Below are 16,068 nucleotides of genomic sequence, written 5' to 3'. Positions count from 1 at the left end.
AACACCAAAATGTGCGGGTTGATCCGCGAACGGCACCATGCCTACTGCCCCCGCCGAGGGCGACGGCCGTGGAGGTTGTCAGGGGTTCCAGGCTGCCGCGATCTCTTCGGCTTGGGCGGCGGCCTGGCGCTGGCCGGTGTGGAAGAAGGTGATCCAGATGCGCGGATCGAACAGTCCCGTTTTGAAGGCTTCGACCGTGTCGGTGTCCGGGCTGATCAGTGTGGTCCGGTGTGGGTCGAGGGCGGCGAGTTCGCGGTCCAGGGCCGTGTCCGACAGAAGAGACCGCAGCGGCATGAGGACGAGGACGTGGTCCAGTCCGGCGGCGAGGTCGGCGTTGGAGAACGAGTAGGCCGTGCCGTCCATGTAGTGACGTCCGCCGATGCCGACCGGTGGGAAGACGGTCGGCACGGCGGTCGCCGCCCGGACGGCGTCCGGGAACGTCGCCGCGCCCCCGCGACGCCACACGACCCGCTCTCCGCTCTCGACCTCCACCGTGGGAAGCAGGAGATCGAGGTCCGGCGGCCATTCCGTCGAGGGCATGCCGCCGACGACGGCGTCCCATCGCGGGATCGCGAGGGTCGGGTTAAGGTGACGGAATGGTCATGCGGGTGGCGGTTCCCGTGCTGCCGTGCCGAGATGTGCAGGCAGCGCGGTCGTACTTCACGGACGTGCTCGGATTCGACACCATATTCACCTGGGAGACCCCACCTAGCTACGCGGCCGTGATCCGCGACACCGCCGAGTTCCACCTGTACGCCGAAAGCAGCGTCGGCCCGGCCAGGGTGACGGTTATCGTCGACGACGTCGATTCCTGCCACGACGAGCTGCGCGCCCGCGGCGCCGACATCGTCGAGCCGCTGGCTGACCGGCCCTACGGGATGCGCGACTTCAACGTACGGACACCCGATGGGCACTTGTTGATCTTTAGCCAGCCGCTTACCGAGTACGGGTGACCACCAGCGGACCAGCCGGAAGAATGACCGGACCTCGTCGACGAACAACGCCGGCTGCTCGAACGCCGCGAAGTGGCCGCCCTTGTCGGGCTCGTTCCAGTACTGGATGTTCGGGAACCGGCGCTCCGCCCACCGCCGAGGTCAATGAATAGATCTCCGGGTCGGCCGGCGCGCCGGTGACCGTACCCACCGGCTGTTCGGTCTTCCCCAAGGAGCTGCAGCGCCCGTCTCGCCGGAGGCTTTCCCAGTATGGATGCCGGCGACCCGATCGGGTTGCCGTTGACCGATGCTCGTGGCGATGCTGGTGCCCCAGTCGCTGCCCTGGGCGCCGAACCGCCGGTAGCCGAGCCGGGCCATCAGCTCGCACCCTACCCAAGATCAGCGATCTTGAGCCAAGTCAGGAGATCCACGCCCGCCCGGCGCAGGCCGATGATCAGACCCGACACCCAGGCGTAGCCCGCGTGCGCGCCCGCGCCCAGGACCAGCCCTCGCGACATCGGGACGACACCTCCTCGGCCGTCCCGTACCCGGGGCCGCCGCGAGAAAGCCCGCCGGGCGCTTGTGAGAGGTCAAGAACCGGTCACCGAACCGGGTCCTCACCATGAACGCAAAATGCCCCCTGGTTCCCGCCGGGGGCGGGGTTCAGGGGGCACCGGGTGCGGTCTTACAGGCTCTTGATGGCGTCCGCGAAGCGGTGGAAGTCGGCGCGGCCGACGAGGATCTTCGGGCCGTCGGGGTCGACGCTGTCGCGGACGGCGACCGTGCCGGGCACGTTCGCGACTTCGACGCAGAGGTCGCCCTTTTCGCTGCTGCGGGACGCCTTGCGCCACTGGGCGGCGACGAGGCCGGGGACGTCCGCCACTTCGACGCAGAGGTCGCCCTGTTCGCTGCTCCGGCTCGCCTTACGCCATTGGACGTCCATCGGCCTTGCTCCTTCGCGCCGGGGGTTTGTTGCTCAGATACCCCGGACGGCGTTCGCGAAGCGGCGGAAGTCGGCGCGTGCGAGAAGGATCTTCGGCCCCTCGGGGTCCACGCTGTCGCGGACGGCGACCGTGCCGGGCACGGTCGCCATTTCCACGCACGCGTCGCCCTTTTCGGTGCTGCGGCTCGCCTTCCGCCACCGGGCGTCAGTCAGGTCCACTTCTCCTCCAACACCTTCCTCAGGAACGCCCGCGAGTCCTCGACGTTGAGGGCGCGGGCCTGGAGCGTCAGGAACGCCTGGTTCATCCTCGTCAGGGCCTTCGCCTCCGTCGAGGTGACACCCTCGATCGCCTTGTTCTCGTACAGCACTTCTTTGCGGTTGGGCTGCGTCGCGATGTGGAACGAGCTGGTCACATCGGGGTAGTGGGCGACCGGGGCGATCTGGATGTGGATCCTATCGCGGTGGGACAGCTCGATGAGGTGCTCGATCTGGGCGCGCATCACCTCGCGGGAGCCGACCTGCCGGTAGAGGACGATCTCGTCCAGGATGACGCACACCAGCGGCGCGTCCTTGCGATCGAGGATCTTCTGCCGCGCGAGGCGGGCGCGGACCGCATCCTCGTCGTTGCCGAGCAGGACGCGGGCGTAGGCCTCAGTCTGGAAGAGACCGTAGATCCGGTCCGCCTCCCAGACGCGGAGTTCCGTCGCGGCGGCCTCGGCCTTCGCGAAGTCGACGAAGTAGCGGGGGTATGCGGCGTCGCGGAGAAGTTCGTCCCACTTCTTCAGGACTGCGCCTTTCGCGTCGAGGGCCTTGTCCAGCCGCTCGGCGAACTCCTCGTTGCACCGGGTCGTGCCGGCGATGACCTGGCTGACGTAGCTCGGGGTGACGTTGACCAGCGTCGCGGTCTTGCTGATGCTGAGCTGCTTGCTGTGGAGAATCTCCCCGATGAAGACGCCGAAGACCTTGAGCGCCGGGACGGTATTGCGTGCGGCCACGGATTACCTCCTTGGTGCTTGCGTAACTGGTTAACCGGCAAATGTTAACTACCGGCTCAGTTACGCCCTGACTGTGCGTTCTGTTCTCCGCACGATAGGTGATCGGGAGGCGAGAAGGGGTGCGATCCGAAAAATACCTCGCTCCCGGCAATGGCTTTTTCAAGATCGCGACTGCGTCCGCCGAAAAACGCTGCACCCTTGAGTTCGCCTATATTGCACGCACGTAATATGCACCCATGCTTTCCCCGCACGCCGCGCCGCCGTGAGCGTGGACCGCCCGCGCGATGCTCGACGCGCTCGCGGTCGAGTCCGGGATGCGCGTGCTGGAGATCGGCACCGGCACGGGCTGCAACGCCGCCCTCATGGCCGATGTCGGAGCGCAGGTCGTCTCCGTCGAGATCGACGCCGAGGTGGCCGCCGCCGCGCAGGACCGTCCCGCACGACGCGGACGGCGGCCGGGCCGCGGGACGTCTGCGCCGATCGCGCCACCGTGATCACGGCGGGTACGTCCGCCAGGCCGGCGCGACGCACGCCGACTGAGATTTTCATATTTCTCAGTGTCTCATTAACATTAAGTGGTGTGTTTTATACATTGTGCTACCGACTTGCGGGAAGTTCGGTAAATATGATGCGCAGAAGATCGGCCGGGGCGTTGATCGCCGCCGGCGGTGCCGCACTGGGGCTGGGTTGATGTTTTCCTCGTCCTCCGCCAGGCGATTGGCCCTTCTGGTCGTACTGGGTTCTTTCGCCGCCGGTAGTGCTTCGGGCGCTCGCGGCGGGTCTTCCGGAGCAGGCGAGATCGGAAAGGTCACTTTCCGACCCATCGATGTCGCGTGTCTCGGGTATAACGGCCTACCCCCCTATAACCCGGCCGACCGTGTTGCGGCGGGCTGGTTCCGTGCGCCTTCGAACAAAGCGGTGCACGTGGCCAAGGGTGCTGACGTCGATTGGGGACTGGACCCTTACAAAGACTCGACATGGCAGTTGTGGCTGCATTCGCTGGAGTGGCTCGGCGCCTTGATCCGGCGGTACGATAAAACGGGGAACCGGGCGGACATCGAGCTCGTGGCGGCGATCACCAGGGACTGGCTGAACAAGAATTCCGATACCCGGAAACTTGATCCGCGGCGGAGCGCCGCCGTCACCGAAGGGACCAAGTTCCGGCTGATCCTGATGACATGTCTGCGGGGTCGTTACCAGGCCACCTGGTTGGACCGTGCGATGGCGCGCCATGCGGCATGGTTGGCCGACCCCAGGAATTACTCCGGGCCGTGGAACCACGGCACCGACGAGTCGATGACACTACTCGCCGCCGCTTGCGCGATGGCTGACGACAAGTACGCACGTGTGGGCTATGGGCGCCTGATGGATTCAGTCTTCCATCCACCGAAAGGAGTTCTTCCGGCGATTGACGCCGATGGTGCGAACAATGAGCAGTCGGCCAGCTATGCAGCTTACAACCGGTCACGCTGGGCCAAGGTGGTCGAGGTGATCCGCACCTGTGGCCGGCCCGTGCCGTCCGAGCTGTTGCGACGCCTCCGTCGGCTCGATGAATTCATCGCCTATCAGACGACGCCCGCCGGAGGTCTCATTCCGATCGGGGAGTCCTTCCCGGGAAAGGCGCCGCCCCTGCGGCCGCCGGTTCGGCGAGCGCGCGTCTATCGAGCAGGTTATGTGATGGGCCGGTCATCGTGGGGTGACCGCACTTCCTCCGGCCCGTCCGGCCGCCGCGCCGCCGCCTACACGGCGCGTTTCGGCTCCGGACGGTACTCGCACGGCCAGAATGATCACATGGCCCTCACCTGGTACGCCCAGGGACGGAACATCATCGTCCCCAGCGGCCACATCGGCTATAACGCCCCGAGCTGGCGCCGGTGGCTGGCATCTCCCCAGGCGCACAACACCTTGGTGGTGGACGGCACGCCGTTCCGCCCGAACGTCCCCACTGCACTGACCGGGCATCGGTTCCACCGAACGGGCGATTGGATGGCGTTCGCCGACGCCTCTTTCGAAGGTGTCCGCCGGTCGCGCTCGGCGCTGTTCACCTTCGGGCCGGATGCCTTGGCCGTCTACGATCAGACGGTCTCTGACACCGCGCGCGCCGTTCACCAACTGTGGCATCTTCCGGCCGAGTTCACTGCGGTGTCCACCTCTTATGGCGCTGTCGCTTCCAGCGGTGGCAGCCACGTGCACTTTTTGCAGATTCAGCTCCCGTATGCCCGTCCCCCCGGCCCCGGCAGGGTTGTTCGCGGAGCCGTGCACCCCGCCCAGGGCTGGACCGTCGTTCAGCCGGGCCGCCGTGCGCCGTCTCCCACCGTCGCCCTTTCCGCGCAGGGCGGAAGAACGCGCATGCTGACCCTCATCGTCCCCACGTCCGGCCGAACGCCGCCCACGGTGCGCGCGGTTCCCTCGACAGGCGACGCCCTCACGGTGACGGCGGCCTGGGCAGGCCATCAGCTCACGATCCGGCTCTCGTCCGACGGCGCCCTCACCCGCCTCGCCTGACGGCGGCGAGCCAACCGGCGGACGGCACCAGCACCAGGCGGATCCCCGCCGATTCGTCCACGCAACACCGAGATCGACCGGCCTGGTCGCTTTCGCCGTGGTGTCGTGAGTTAGGTTAGCCTTTCCAAACTTAACGGGGAGGCGTGGGTGACGGGCGGGGACGTGTTGCGGCGCGCGGTGGCGGCCGACCGGTGGGCCGTGTTGGGCGCCGCCGGCCTGCTCATGGCCTGGCAGGTGTGCGAGGCGCTGGTCCCGGTCGTCTTCGGCGCGGCGATCGACCGGGCCGTCGCGCCGCAGGACGGGCGCGCGATCCTGCTCTGGCTCGGCGTGCTCGGGGTGCTGTTCCTTGTTTTGTCGCTGTCGTTCCGGTTCGGCGCCCGGACGGCGAAGGCCGCGGCCGAACGCGCGGCGCACCGGACGCGCCTCGCGGTCGCCGGGGCGGCGCTCGACCCCCGCACCCGGCCCGACCCCGAACGGCGGACCGGGACGCTCGTCTCCATCGCGTCCGGCGACGCCGACCGGGTGGGCGAGTTCCTGAGCGTCGTCCCGCGGACGTGTTCGGCGCTGGCGTCGGTGCTGGTCGTGGCGGTCGCGCTGCTGCGGATCTCGGTTCCGCTCGGGCTGCTCGTCCTGCTCGGGGCGCCGCCGCTGCTGTTCGTCGTCCAGCGGCTCGGCGGCGAGCTGGAACGCCGGTCCGGCGCCGAGCAGGCCCGCGCCGCCGAGGCCGCCGACCTCGCGACCGACCTCGTCACCGGGCTGCGCGTGCTCAAGGGCGTCGGCGGGGAGCGCGCCGCCGCCGATCGGTACCGGGCCGCTAGCCGTCGGTCGCTGCGCGCCACCCTGCGCGCGGCCCGCGCCGAGGCCGTCTACTCCGCCGCGACGCTGCTGCTCACGCTGTGCTTCGTCGCGCTGGTCGCGCTCGTCGGCGGACGGTTCGCCGCGCAGCACCGCATCACCGTCGGGGACCTCGTCGCGGCGGTCGGGCTGGCGCAGTTCCTGCTCGGGCCGCTGTCGGCGTTCACGATGGCGGGGGCGCGGCTGGCGCAGGGACGGGCGTCGGCGGCGCGCGTCGCGGCCGTCCTGGACGCGCCCCGGCACGCGGGTTCGGACGACGCGCCCACGTTCAGGGGCGCGCTTGAGGTGCCCGCCGTTGCGCCCGCGTCCCGGGACGGGCTGGACGTGCCCGGCGCGCCCGCCTCCCAGGGCACGCCGGAGGTGCCCGTCGCGCGCGCCGCCCGAGACGCGCCGGAGGCGCCCGTCGCGCCCGCGGCCCGGGGGGCGCGGGAGGTGCCCGGGTTCACCGTCGCGCCGGGCGAGACGCTTGGGATCGCGGCCGACGGCGCGTCGGCGCTCGCGCTCGCGGACCTGCTCGCGTCCGCGCCCTACGACGGCGGCGTCCTCGTGGACGGAGCCACGATCAGCGACCTCACGCCGGACGCGGCCCGCCGCGCGCTGCTCGTCGCCCGGCATGACGCGCCGCTGTTCGCCGCGAGCGTCCACGCCAACGTCGCCGCGTCGGCCGCCGCGCCCGACCGCGTTGCGCCCGCGCTGGACGCCGCCGACGCGGGCCAGGTCGCCGCGACGCTGCCGGACGGGCTCGCGACCGTCCTCACCGAGCGCGGCGCCTCGCTGTCGGGCGGGCAGCGGCAGCGGGTCGCGCTGGCCCGCGCGCTCGCGGCGGACCCGGCCGTGCTCGTCCTGCACGACCCGACCACCGCCGTGGACGCGGCCACCGAGGCGCGCATGGCGGCCGGGCTGCGGGACGTCCGCGCCGACCGCACCACCGTGATCATCGCGACGAGCCCGGCGCTGCTCGCCGCGTGCGACCGGGTCCTGCTCGTCCGCGACGGCGCCGTGCGCGCCGAAGGCACCCACGCCGAGCTGGCCGCCGACCCCGCCTACCGTGACCTGGTGCTCGCATGACGCTCCCCACCGCAGGCCCCGCCGCGACCCGCCGCGCGCTGCTCGCCCTCTCCCGTCCGCACCGGGGCGCGGCCGTCGCGGCCGTGCTGACGCTCGTCGTGGCGACCGCGTGCGGGCTCGTCGTCCCGCCCGTCCTCGGGCACCTCGTGGACGTCGTGCTGGACGGGCGGGGCGCCGGAGCCGTCACCGCGCCCGTCCTGCTGCTCCTCGCGGCGGCCGTCGGGCAGGCGGTTTTGACCGGTGTCGGGAACGCGCTCGTCGCCCGGTTCGGCGAGACGCTGCTCGCCGGGCTGCGGGAGAAGGTCGTCGGCCGGGCGCTGCGGCTGCCGTCCGACCAGGTGGAACGCGCCGGACGCGGCGAGCTGGTCGCCCGGGTGAGCGGGGACGTCGCGGTGATCGCCGGGGCCGTCCGGACCGCGCTGCCCGCCCTCGCCGGGTCCGGGCTGACCGTCCTGCTCACCGTCGCGGGCCTCGCCGCGCTGGACTGGCGGTTCGCGCTCGCCGGACTCCTCGCCGCGCCGCTCCAGGTCGCCGCGCTGCGCTGGTACCTGCGCCGCTCCACGCCGGTGTTCGCGGCCGAGCGCGCGGCGGCGGGCGACCGGACGCGCCAGATCCTCGACTCGATCGGCGGCGCCGACGCCCTGCGCGCCTACGGGCTCGGCGACGCGCACCGCGCCGCCGTCGCGGACCGGTCGTCCGCCGCGCTCTCCCAGGCGCTCACCGCCAGCCGCCTCGCGACGCGCTTCTTCGGTCGGCTCAACCTCGCCGAGTTCGTCGGGCTCGGCGCGATCCTCGGCACCGGGTACCTGCTCGTCGGCGCGGGCAGCGCCACGGTCGGCGCGACGGCCGCCGCCGCGCTCTACTTCCACCGCGTCTTCGACCCGGTCAACACGCTGCTCGGCGAGTTCGGGACGGCGCAGGAGGCGGCGGCCGGGCTCGCGCGGCTCGTCGGCGTCGCGGACGCGCCCCTCCCGCCCGGCCCCGGCGACGCCGTCCCGCGCGACGGCAGCGTGACGGCCTCAGACATCACGTTCGCCTACACGCCGTCGCACCCGGTGCTGCACGAGGTCGCGTTCTCCGCTGCGCCCGGCGAGCACGTGGCGCTCGTCGGCACGAGCGGAGCCGGAAAGACGACGCTCGCCAAGGTCGTTGCAGGCATTCACCCGCCAGACGCCGGGACCGTCCTGCTAGGCGGGACGCCGGTGAACGCGCTCGCCTCCCTGCGCCGCCACATCGCGCTGGTGACGCAGGAGGTCCACGTCTTCGCCGGCCCGCTCGCCGCCGACCTGCGGCTGGCCGCGTCGGACGCCTCCGACGCCGACCTGCGCGCCGCACTCGCCGCCGTCGACGCGCTGACCTGGGTGGACGCTCTGCCGGACGGCCTGGCGACCGTCGTCGGCGAAGGCGGCCACCGACTCACCACGACCGAGGCACAGCAGCTCGCGCTGGCCCGGGTGCTGCTCGCGGACCCGGCCGTGGTCGTTCTGGACGAGGCCACCGCCGATGCGGGCAGCGCGGGGGCGCGCCTGCTCGACCGGGCCGCCGACCGCGTCCTCTCCGGCCGGACGGCCCTGATCGTCGCGCACCGCCTCAACCAGGCCGCCACAGCCGACCGGATCGTCGTCCTGGAAGCGGGCCGAATCGTGGAGACCGGCACACACGACGCCCTGGTCGCGTCCGGTGGCCGCTACGCGACACTCTGGGCCGCCTGGTCCGGCGCCCGAACGACTTGAGCATCCGCTCAAACCACCAGCACAAGCCCGAGCCGGGACGCTGCACCAGCAGCGTCCGCTCAAACGAGGAGGACGGCGAGCACCAGCCCGATCCGGGCCGCGCCCGCGATGCGCGGGACGCGGCTCAGCGCCCCGGCGGTGAGGACGGTGACGACCGCGCCGGTGACGAGCCAGCCGCCGGTCGTGGGCGTCCGTGCCGCGACCGGCAGCCACGCGCCCGCCGCGACGAACTGCACGAGCAGCGCCCACTGGAACGGCGGCGCCACGACGCGCGGCAGCTCTGCGGCGACCAGGCCGAGCAGCGCCGCGCTCATCCCGACCAGCGCCGCGCAGGTCACGACGCCCGGCAGGACGAGCCACCCGGCGGACGGCACCAGCACCAGGCAGGAGCCGAGCGCGGGCGTCAGGAAAAGACCCGTCCCGGCGGCCAGCACGCCGACCGCGAGCAGGCGCCGGACGTCGGCCGGGCTCATCGGCCGGCCCTGCGGGGGACCGGCGCGTTTACCCGCGCAGACGCGTCCGGGCGGGGGACCGGCGCGTTCACCCGTCCGGACGCGTCCGTACGGCGCCGCAGGGGCCGGCGGGTTCATCGGCCGGCGCGGCGGAGGCGGGTGCGGACGGCGCGGCGGACGACCGGGCCGAGGTCGTCCAGCGCCGACATCAGCACGGCGAACTGCTCCAGCGCGGCCGTCGCGCGGCGGGCGGACGCCTCGTCCACGCCCCCGTAGAGGTCGAGCCCGAGGAACGACGCGGCGAGCGCGCGGGCGAGGCCGTCGGTGTCGACGAACTCGGCGAGCGGCGTCCCGGTGAGGACGCGCCGCAGGACCGTCCGCAGCTCGGCCACCCACAGGTCGAGACCGCGCGCGGTCGCCGCCGCGAGCTTGGGATTGGCCCGGCCGCCCGCCAGGAGCTGCGCGATGACGGTCATGTTCCGCTCGGCCTCTTCGTCGGCGCGCAGCGCGCGGCTCAGCTCGACCAGCCCGCCGATCGAGGACACCCGCTCGAACCGGCCGCGGTACCGCGCGACCTGCTCCTCGGCGCCGTGCTCCAGGGCGGCGACGAGCAGGTCGTCCATGCTGCCGAAGTGGTAGAAGACGAGCGCTTGGTTGACCCCGGCCGCGCTCGCGACGGCCCGCGCGGACGTGCCCGCGATCCCGCGCGTCCGCAACGTCTCCAGCGCGCCGACCAGCAGTTTCCCCCGCGTGTCCGGCATGGCAACCTCCCTGTTGAGCACTCGCTCAACGAGCACCCTAGTGCGAGCTTGAGCGTCCGCTCAACCAGAACGACCGGGGGGCTGCCCCCACCCCCGATCGGGTGGCTGGGCCGATGGTGACCGAGTCCCGCGCTTCCTAGCGTGGAAACCATGCACCGGAGATGCCGCAAGACGCTCATCGCCGCGTTCGTCGCGGCGGCGGTCCTGCTGACGACGGCGGCCCACCCGCCCGCCCACACGCTCGGCGGCCACCACTCCGCCGCCCACCGCTGACGCCCGCCCGCACGCTCGGCGGTCGTCACGCCGCGCCACCAGCCACGGCTTCCGCCCACACGCTCGGCGTCCTCACGCTTGGCGGGCTTCAGGCCCGTCGTCCGCCGCCGTCGGGCCCTGACGTCGGCCCCTGACGTCCGCCGCTGGTGGCCGCCCGCACGCTTGGCGGGGCTCACGCCGCCATCCGCCAGGCAGGCAGGCCGCCCCGCGACTGCGTCGCGACTGCGTCCGCTGGCACGCTCGGCAGGCCTGGCGCCGCCGCCCGTTACTGCGCCGACCCGCCTGCTCGGCGGGCCTCGCGCTCGGCGGGCCTCACCCGTCGTTCGCCGTCGTGCGCCGCTGGCGTCCGCCGCTGGTGGCCGCCCGCACGCATGGCGGGGCTCATGCCGCCACTCGCCAGGCAGGCAAGCCACCCGCGACTGCGTCCGCTGGCACGCTCGGGAGGTCTCGCGCCGCCGCCCGTTGCTGCGCTCGCCCGCATGCTCGGCGGGCCTCGCGCTCGGCGGGCCTCACCCGTCGTTCGCCGTCGTGCGCCGCCGTCGTGCGCCGCCGTCGTGCGCCGCCGTCGTGCGCCGCCGTCGTGCGCCGCCGTCGTGCGCCGCCGTCGTGCGCCGCCGTCGTGCGCCGCGGGCGTCCGCCGCGGGCGTCCGCCGCGGGCGTCCGCCGCGGGTGTCCGCCGCTCGTGGCCGCGCGCGCGTTCGGCGGGGCTCGCGCCGTCGTCTGCCGCTGACGTATGTCCGTGGTGCTCGCGCTCGCCTGGAAGCCGTAGGCGGGCGCCCGGGCGTGCGACCGGGGTGCGGTCAGGTGTTCTCGTGGGTGATCTGGAGCAGGTTGCCGCAGGTGTCGTCGAAGACGGCCGTGGTCACCGGGCCCATTTCGGTCGGTTCCTGCGTGAAGCGGACGCCGAGCGCGCGCAGCCGTTCGTACTCCGCCCGCACGTCGTCCACGGCGAACGACGTGTACGGGATTCCGTCCGCGACCAGCGCCGCCTTGAACGGCCTGGCGGCGGGGTGCGCGTCGGGTTCCAGCAGGAGCTCGGTGCCGTCCGGGTCGTCGGGCGAGACGAGCGTGATCCAGAAGTCCGCGCCCACCGGCACGTTCGTCTTCTCCCGGAAGCCCAGCACCTCGGTGTAGAACCGCAGCGCCTTGCTCTGGTCGTCCACGAGCACGCTGGTCAGATGGATTCTCACGGTGATCCCTCCGGTGCGGGCGCCGGGCGCGGCGCCGATGCCGAACCCGTACCCAAACGGCGAAGGCCCCCGGCACCGCGCGGTACCGGGGGCCTTCGAGAGAGGGCTACTTCACCAGGGACGGCCGGGACGCGGACACCGACAGCTTGTCGGCGGCCTCGTCCAGGTCCACGACCACCTCGTCGCCGTCGCGGACGGACCCCGACAGCAGCTCGCGCGCGAGCTGGTCGCCGATCGCCGTCTGCACCAGGCGGCGCAGCGGACGCGCCCCGTACAGCGGGTCGTAACCGGTCAGCGCCAGCCACTCCCGCGCGGCGGGCGTGACGGTCAGCGTGAGCTGACGGTCCGCCAGCCGCGAAGCCAGCCGGTCCACCTGGAGGTCCACGATGCGGGTCAGCTCGTCCGTGGACAGCGCCTCGAACAGGATCACGTCGTCCAGCCGGTTCAGGAACTCCGGCTTGAACGCCGTCCGCACGGCCGTCAGCACCGACTCGCGCCGCGCCGAAGCGTCCAGCGTCGGGTCCACGAGGAACTGTGAGCCCAGGTTGGACGTCAGGATCAGGATCGTGTTCCGGAAGTCGACCGTGCGGCCCTGCCCGTCGGTGAGGCGCCCGTCGTCCAGCACCTGGAGCAGGATGTCGAAGACCTCCGGGTGCGCCTTCTCCACCTCGTCCAGCAGCACCACCGAGTACGGACGCCGCCGCACCGTCTCGGTGAGCTGCCCGCCCTCCTCGTACCCGACGTAGCCGGGCGGCGCCCCGACGAGCCGCGCCACCGCGTGCTTCTCGGAGTACTCGGACATGTCGATCCGCGTCATCGCCCGCTCGTCGTCGAACAGGAACTCCGCGAGCGCCTTGGCCAGCTCGGTCTTCCCGACGCCGGTCGGCCCGAGGAACAGGAACGACCCGGTCGGACGGTCGGGGTCGGCGATCCCGGCGCGCGCCCGGCGCACCGCGTCCGACACGGCCTGGACGGCGGCGGACTGCCCGATCAGCCGGCGGCCCAGCTCGTCCTCCATCCGCAGCAGCTTGGCGGTCTCGCCTTCGAGCAGCCGCCCGGCGGGGATGCCGGTCCACGAGCCGACGACGTCCGCGACGTCGTCCGGGCCGACCTCCTCCTTGACCATCGCGTCCCGGTCGTCGGCCTGCGCCGCCGCCTCCGAGAGCTGCTTCTCCAACGCCGGGATCTCGCCGTACGTCAGCCGCGCCGAGGTCTCCAGGTCCCCGTCGCGCTGCGCCCGCTCGGCCTCGCCGCGCAGCTGGTCGATGCGCTCCTTGATCTCGCCGACGCGGTTCAGCCCGGCCTTCTCCCGGTCCCACCGGGCGACGAGCGCGTTCAGCGACTCCTGCCGGTCGGCGAGGTCGCGCCGCAGCCGCTCCAGCCGCTGCTTGGACGCCTCGTCGGTCTCCTTCGCCAGCGCCAGCTCCTCCATCCGGAGCCGGTCCACCTGCCGTTGCAGCTCGTCGATCTCGACGGGCCGCGAGTCGATCTCCATCCGGAGCCGGGACGCGGCCTCGTCCACCAGGTCGATCGCCTTGTCCGGCAGGAACCGCGCCGTGATGTACCGGTCGGACAGCGTCGCCGCCGCCACCAGCGCCGAGTCGTTGATCTGCACCTTGTGGTGCGCCTCGTACCGGCCCTTCAGCCCGCGCAGGATCGCGATCGTGTCCTCGACGGTCGGCTCGCCGACGAACACCTGCTGGAAGCGCCGCTCCAGCGCCGGGTCCTTCTCGATGCGCTCGCGGTACTCGTCCAGCGTGGTCGCGCCGATCAGCCGCAGCTCGCCGCGCGCCAGCATCGGCTTGAGCATGTTGCCGGCGTCCATCGACCCCTCGGCCGCGCCCGCGCCGACGACCGTGTGCAGCTCGTCGATGAACGTGACGATCTGCCCGTCGCTCTGCTTGATCTCGTTGAGGACGGCCTTCAGCCGCTCCTCGAACTCGCCCCGGTACTTCGCCCCCGCGACCATCGCGCCGAGGTCCAGCGAAACCAAGCGCTTGTTACGCAACGACTCCGGGACGTCCCCGGCGATGATCCGCTGCGCCAGCCCCTCGACCACGGCGGTCTTCCCGACGCCGGGCTCGCCGATGAGCACCGGGTTGTTCTTCGTCCGCCGCGACAGCACCTGGACGACCCGGCGGATCTCCGAGTCCCGTCCGATGACCGGGTCCAGGCCGCCTTCGCGGGCCCGCGCCGTCAGGTCGACGCCGTACTTCTCCAGTGACTGGTAGGTGTCCTCAGGGTTCTCACTCGTCACCCGCTGGTGACCGCGCACCTTGCCGAACGCCTCCAGCAGCGCCTGCGGCGTTGCCCCGGCGCCCTTGAGCAGGTCCGCGATCGGCCCGCCGTCGGCGGCGAGCCCGACGAGCAGGTGCTCGGTCGAGACGTACTCGTCCTGCAACTCCTCCGCGCGGTGCTGCGCGGTGGCCAGCACCCGCTGGAGCTGGCCCGAAATGCGCGGCTCGGGCACCGTCGACCCGCTGGCCTTCGGCTGCCGCGCGAGCAGTTCCTCGGTCCGCCGCCGGACGGCCGCCGGGTCCGCCCCGACCGCCTCCAGCAGCGGGACGGTCGTCCCCTCCGGCTGGGCCAGCAGCCCCGCCAGCAGGTGCGCGGGCAGGATCTCGGGGTGTCCTTCGGCGGCGGCGCGCCGGATCGCCACCGACATCGCCTCGCGACTCTTCAACGTCAGATTGTTGTCCATGGTCTTTTCCCCTTACTCGCGCCCGCGCTCGTGCCACAGGACGACCCGCGTCCGATGGATCGGCACCAGATCCCCGCCGCCCGACGACGGCGCGCCCGCGCCGCCCTGCCGGGCCTGCTGCGCCAGCCGCGCCGCCACCGCCCGCGTCGACTCCAGCTCGCCCGCGAGCTGGTTCAGCGACGCGTGCGCCCGCTCCAGCTCCTCCCGGAGCCGGACGTTCTCCCGCTGCAGTTCCAGGATGTGCTTGATCCCGGCGAGGTTGATGCCCTCCTCCTGGGACAGCCGCTGGATCTCCCGCAACATCACGATGTCGCGCATCGAGTACCGGCGGCCCCGCCCGGTCGTCCGGCCGGGCGAGACCAGGCCCATCCGGTCGTAGGTGCGGAGCGTCTGCGGATGCAGCCCGGACAGCTCCGCCGCCACGGAGATCACGTAGACCGGCGTGTCGTCTCCGAACGGGTCCCTGGTCACCGCGTCACCTCACTCCCTGGCCCGCGCGGCCAGCTCGCCGCGCAGCTCCTCGCCCTCGCCCGCCGCGCGCAGCCGCTCCAGCGCCTCGCGCGTCGTGTCGTCCACCTTCTGCGGCACGTGGACGTCCACCGTGACCAGCAGATCGCCCTTGGTGCCGTCGCGGCGGGGGGCGCCGCGCCCCTTCACCCGGAACGTCCGGCCGTTCGGCGTGCCCTCCGGCAGCCGCAGCGTCACCGGCTGCCCCTGGAACGTCGGGACGCGGATCTCCGCGCCGAGCGCCGCCTCCGGATATGTCACCGGGACCGTCAGTGTCAGGTTGTCGCCCGCCCGGCCGAACACCGGATGCGGCGTCACCTTGATGTTCACGTACAGATCGCCCGCCGGGCCGCCGTTCTCGCCCGGGGCGCCCTTGCCCTTCAGCCGGATCCGCTGGCCGTCGCCGACGCCCGCCGGGATCCGCGCCTGGATCGTCCGCGTGCCGGTCGCCCGGCCGCTGCCGTGGCAGGTGACGCACGGGTCGTCCACGACGAGCCCGCGCCCGTGGCACTCGTGGCACGGCTCCTGCACGCCGAAGCTGCCGAGGTTGCGGGTCTCCTGCCCGGTGCCCTCGCAGTTCGGGCACACGCGCGGGACGGTCCCCGCCTTGGCGCCGGTGCCCCGGCACGTCGGGCACGCCTTCTCGCTCGTCAGCTTGATCGGGACGGTCACGCCGTTGATCGCGCGGTCGAACGTCAGCGACACGTCCGTCTCCACGTCCGCGCCGCGCCGCGCCCGCCGCGACCCCGCCCGCGTGCCGCCGCCCCGGTTGAACAGCCCGCCGAACAGGTCGCCGAACCGGTCCCCGGCGCCCGCGCCGCCGGCCCCGCCGCCCTGCTGCCCGAAGAGGTCCCCGAAGTCGAACCCGAAGCCGCCCTGCTGGCCGCCGCGCGGCATCGCGCGCACCGCGTCGTACTCCTTGCGGCGCTTCTCGTCGGACAGGACGTCGTACGCCTCGGACACCTCCTTGAAGCGCTCCTCGGCGTCGGCGTCACCGCGGTTGGCGTCCGGGTGGTACTGCCGGGCCAGCTTGCGGTACGACTTCTTGATCTCTTCCTGGGAGGCCGTCTTCGCGACACCGAGGACCTTGTAGTAGTCCTTCTCCAAATAGTCCCTGGTGCTCACGCCGCCCCGCTCTCTGCTCTCGCCACTG

17 protein-coding genes are annotated in these 16,068 nt (G+C 72.4%); 6 read left to right on the top strand and 11 right to left on the bottom strand.

Annotation, left to right across the window (positions count from 1 at the left end):
* Positions 1-78 precede the first annotated feature (78 nt).
* Entirely contained in the window at positions 79-540 is a 462-nt protein-coding gene (locus GQ466_RS13910) for a patatin-like phospholipase family protein (RefSeq protein ID WP_161103269.1), read from the bottom strand.
* A gap of 56 nt (positions 541-596) precedes the next feature.
* Between GQ466_RS13910 and GQ466_RS13905 the strand changes: the two genes are divergently transcribed.
* On the top strand, positions 597-953 hold the full coding sequence (locus GQ466_RS13905; RefSeq protein ID WP_161103268.1) for a bleomycin resistance protein: 357 nt from the start codon (positions 597-599) through the stop codon (positions 951-953).
* A gap of 368 nt (positions 954-1,321) precedes the next feature.
* Here the strand turns inward: GQ466_RS13905 and GQ466_RS32335 are convergent, their stop codons facing one another.
* The 4 genes from GQ466_RS32335 to GQ466_RS13890 all read right to left on the bottom strand — a co-directional run bounded on the left by GQ466_RS32335 (position 1,322) and on the right by GQ466_RS13890 (position 2,870).
* Complete coding sequence (locus GQ466_RS32335) at positions 1,322-1,450, bottom strand: hypothetical protein (protein ID WP_272917984.1); 129 nt, start codon at positions 1,448-1,450, stop codon at positions 1,322-1,324.
* Positions 1,451-1,617: 167 nt separating this feature from the next.
* Positions 1,618-1,875, bottom strand: a complete 258-nt coding sequence (locus tag GQ466_RS13900; RefSeq protein WP_161103267.1) for a DUF397 domain-containing protein — start codon at positions 1,873-1,875, stop codon at positions 1,618-1,620.
* Between the two features lie 33 nt (positions 1,876-1,908).
* Positions 1,909-2,094 carry a DUF397 domain-containing protein gene (locus GQ466_RS13895; protein WP_161103266.1) on the bottom strand — a complete coding sequence of 62 codons (186 nt, stop codon included), beginning with the start codon at positions 2,092-2,094 and terminating at the stop codon, positions 1,909-1,911.
* On the bottom strand, positions 2,085-2,870 hold the full coding sequence (locus GQ466_RS13890; RefSeq protein ID WP_161103265.1) for a helix-turn-helix domain-containing protein: 786 nt from the start codon (positions 2,868-2,870) through the stop codon (positions 2,085-2,087). Before GQ466_RS13890 ends, GQ466_RS13895 begins: the two co-directional genes overlap by 10 nt.
* Positions 2,871-3,154: 284 nt before the next feature.
* On the opposite strand from GQ466_RS13890, the gene GQ466_RS13885 reads away from it, so the two are divergent.
* From GQ466_RS13885 to GQ466_RS13870, 4 genes are all read left to right on the top strand, one after another.
* Positions 3,155-3,364 carry a methyltransferase domain-containing protein gene (locus tag GQ466_RS13885; RefSeq protein WP_161103264.1) on the top strand — a complete coding sequence of 70 codons (210 nt, stop codon included), beginning with the start codon at positions 3,155-3,157 and terminating at the stop codon, positions 3,362-3,364.
* 424 nt (positions 3,365-3,788) lie between these two features.
* Entirely contained in the window at positions 3,789-5,375 is a 1,587-nt protein-coding gene (locus tag GQ466_RS32770; RefSeq protein ID WP_161103263.1) for a heparinase II/III domain-containing protein, read from the top strand.
* Positions 5,376-5,522: 147 nt separating this feature from the next.
* The gene (locus tag GQ466_RS13875; protein WP_337193457.1) at positions 5,523-7,298 is read left to right on the top strand and encodes an ABC transporter ATP-binding protein; all 1,776 of its coding nucleotides are present in this window, start codon (positions 5,523-5,525) and stop codon (positions 7,296-7,298) included.
* Positions 7,295-9,031 (top strand): ABC transporter ATP-binding protein, encoded by a 1,737-nt coding sequence (locus GQ466_RS13870; protein ID WP_161103262.1) that lies wholly within the window; start codon positions 7,295-7,297, stop codon positions 9,029-9,031. Before GQ466_RS13875 ends, GQ466_RS13870 begins: the two co-directional genes overlap by 4 nt.
* A gap of 59 nt (positions 9,032-9,090) precedes the next feature.
* On the opposite strand, the gene GQ466_RS13865 is transcribed toward GQ466_RS13870, so the two are convergent.
* Entirely contained in the window at positions 9,091-9,504 is a 414-nt protein-coding gene (locus GQ466_RS13865; protein WP_161103261.1) for a hypothetical protein, read from the bottom strand.
* A 113-nt stretch (positions 9,505-9,617) separates the two neighbouring features.
* The gene (locus GQ466_RS13860; protein ID WP_161103260.1) at positions 9,618-10,244 is read right to left on the bottom strand and encodes a TetR/AcrR family transcriptional regulator; all 627 of its coding nucleotides are present in this window, start codon (positions 10,242-10,244) and stop codon (positions 9,618-9,620) included.
* A gap of 150 nt (positions 10,245-10,394) precedes the next feature.
* Between GQ466_RS13860 and GQ466_RS32330 the strand changes: the two genes are divergently transcribed.
* A complete protein-coding gene (locus GQ466_RS32330) occupies positions 10,395-10,517 on the top strand; it encodes a hypothetical protein (RefSeq protein ID WP_272917983.1) in 123 nt (40 codons plus the stop codon).
* A gap of 800 nt (positions 10,518-11,317) precedes the next feature.
* Here GQ466_RS32330 and GQ466_RS13855 read toward each other — a convergent pair.
* From GQ466_RS13855 to dnaJ, 4 genes are all read right to left on the bottom strand, one after another.
* The gene (locus GQ466_RS13855) at positions 11,318-11,707 is read right to left on the bottom strand and encodes a VOC family protein (RefSeq protein ID WP_161103259.1); all 390 of its coding nucleotides are present in this window, start codon (positions 11,705-11,707) and stop codon (positions 11,318-11,320) included.
* A 106-nt stretch (positions 11,708-11,813) separates the two neighbouring features.
* Positions 11,814-14,408 (bottom strand): ATP-dependent chaperone ClpB, encoded by a 2,595-nt coding sequence (clpB, locus tag GQ466_RS13850; RefSeq protein WP_161103258.1) that lies wholly within the window; start codon positions 14,406-14,408, stop codon positions 11,814-11,816.
* Between the two features lie 12 nt (positions 14,409-14,420).
* A complete protein-coding gene (locus tag GQ466_RS13845) occupies positions 14,421-14,879 on the bottom strand; it encodes a heat shock protein transcriptional repressor HspR (protein WP_161103257.1) in 459 nt (152 codons plus the stop codon).
* A 9-nt stretch (positions 14,880-14,888) separates the two neighbouring features.
* Positions 14,889-16,040, bottom strand: coding sequence for a molecular chaperone DnaJ (dnaJ, locus tag GQ466_RS13840; protein WP_161103256.1), 1,152 nt, complete (start codon positions 16,038-16,040; stop codon positions 14,889-14,891).
* Positions 16,041-16,068: the final 28 nt, after the last annotated feature.

The organism is Actinomadura rayongensis, from assembly GCF_009831215.1.
In the GTDB taxonomy this organism is placed as follows: Bacteria; Actinomycetota; Actinomycetes; order Streptosporangiales; family Streptosporangiaceae; genus Spirillospora; species Spirillospora rayongensis.
Note: the sequence above shows the minus strand (reverse complement) of the source record. Positions and strands in the feature narration are given on the sequence as shown.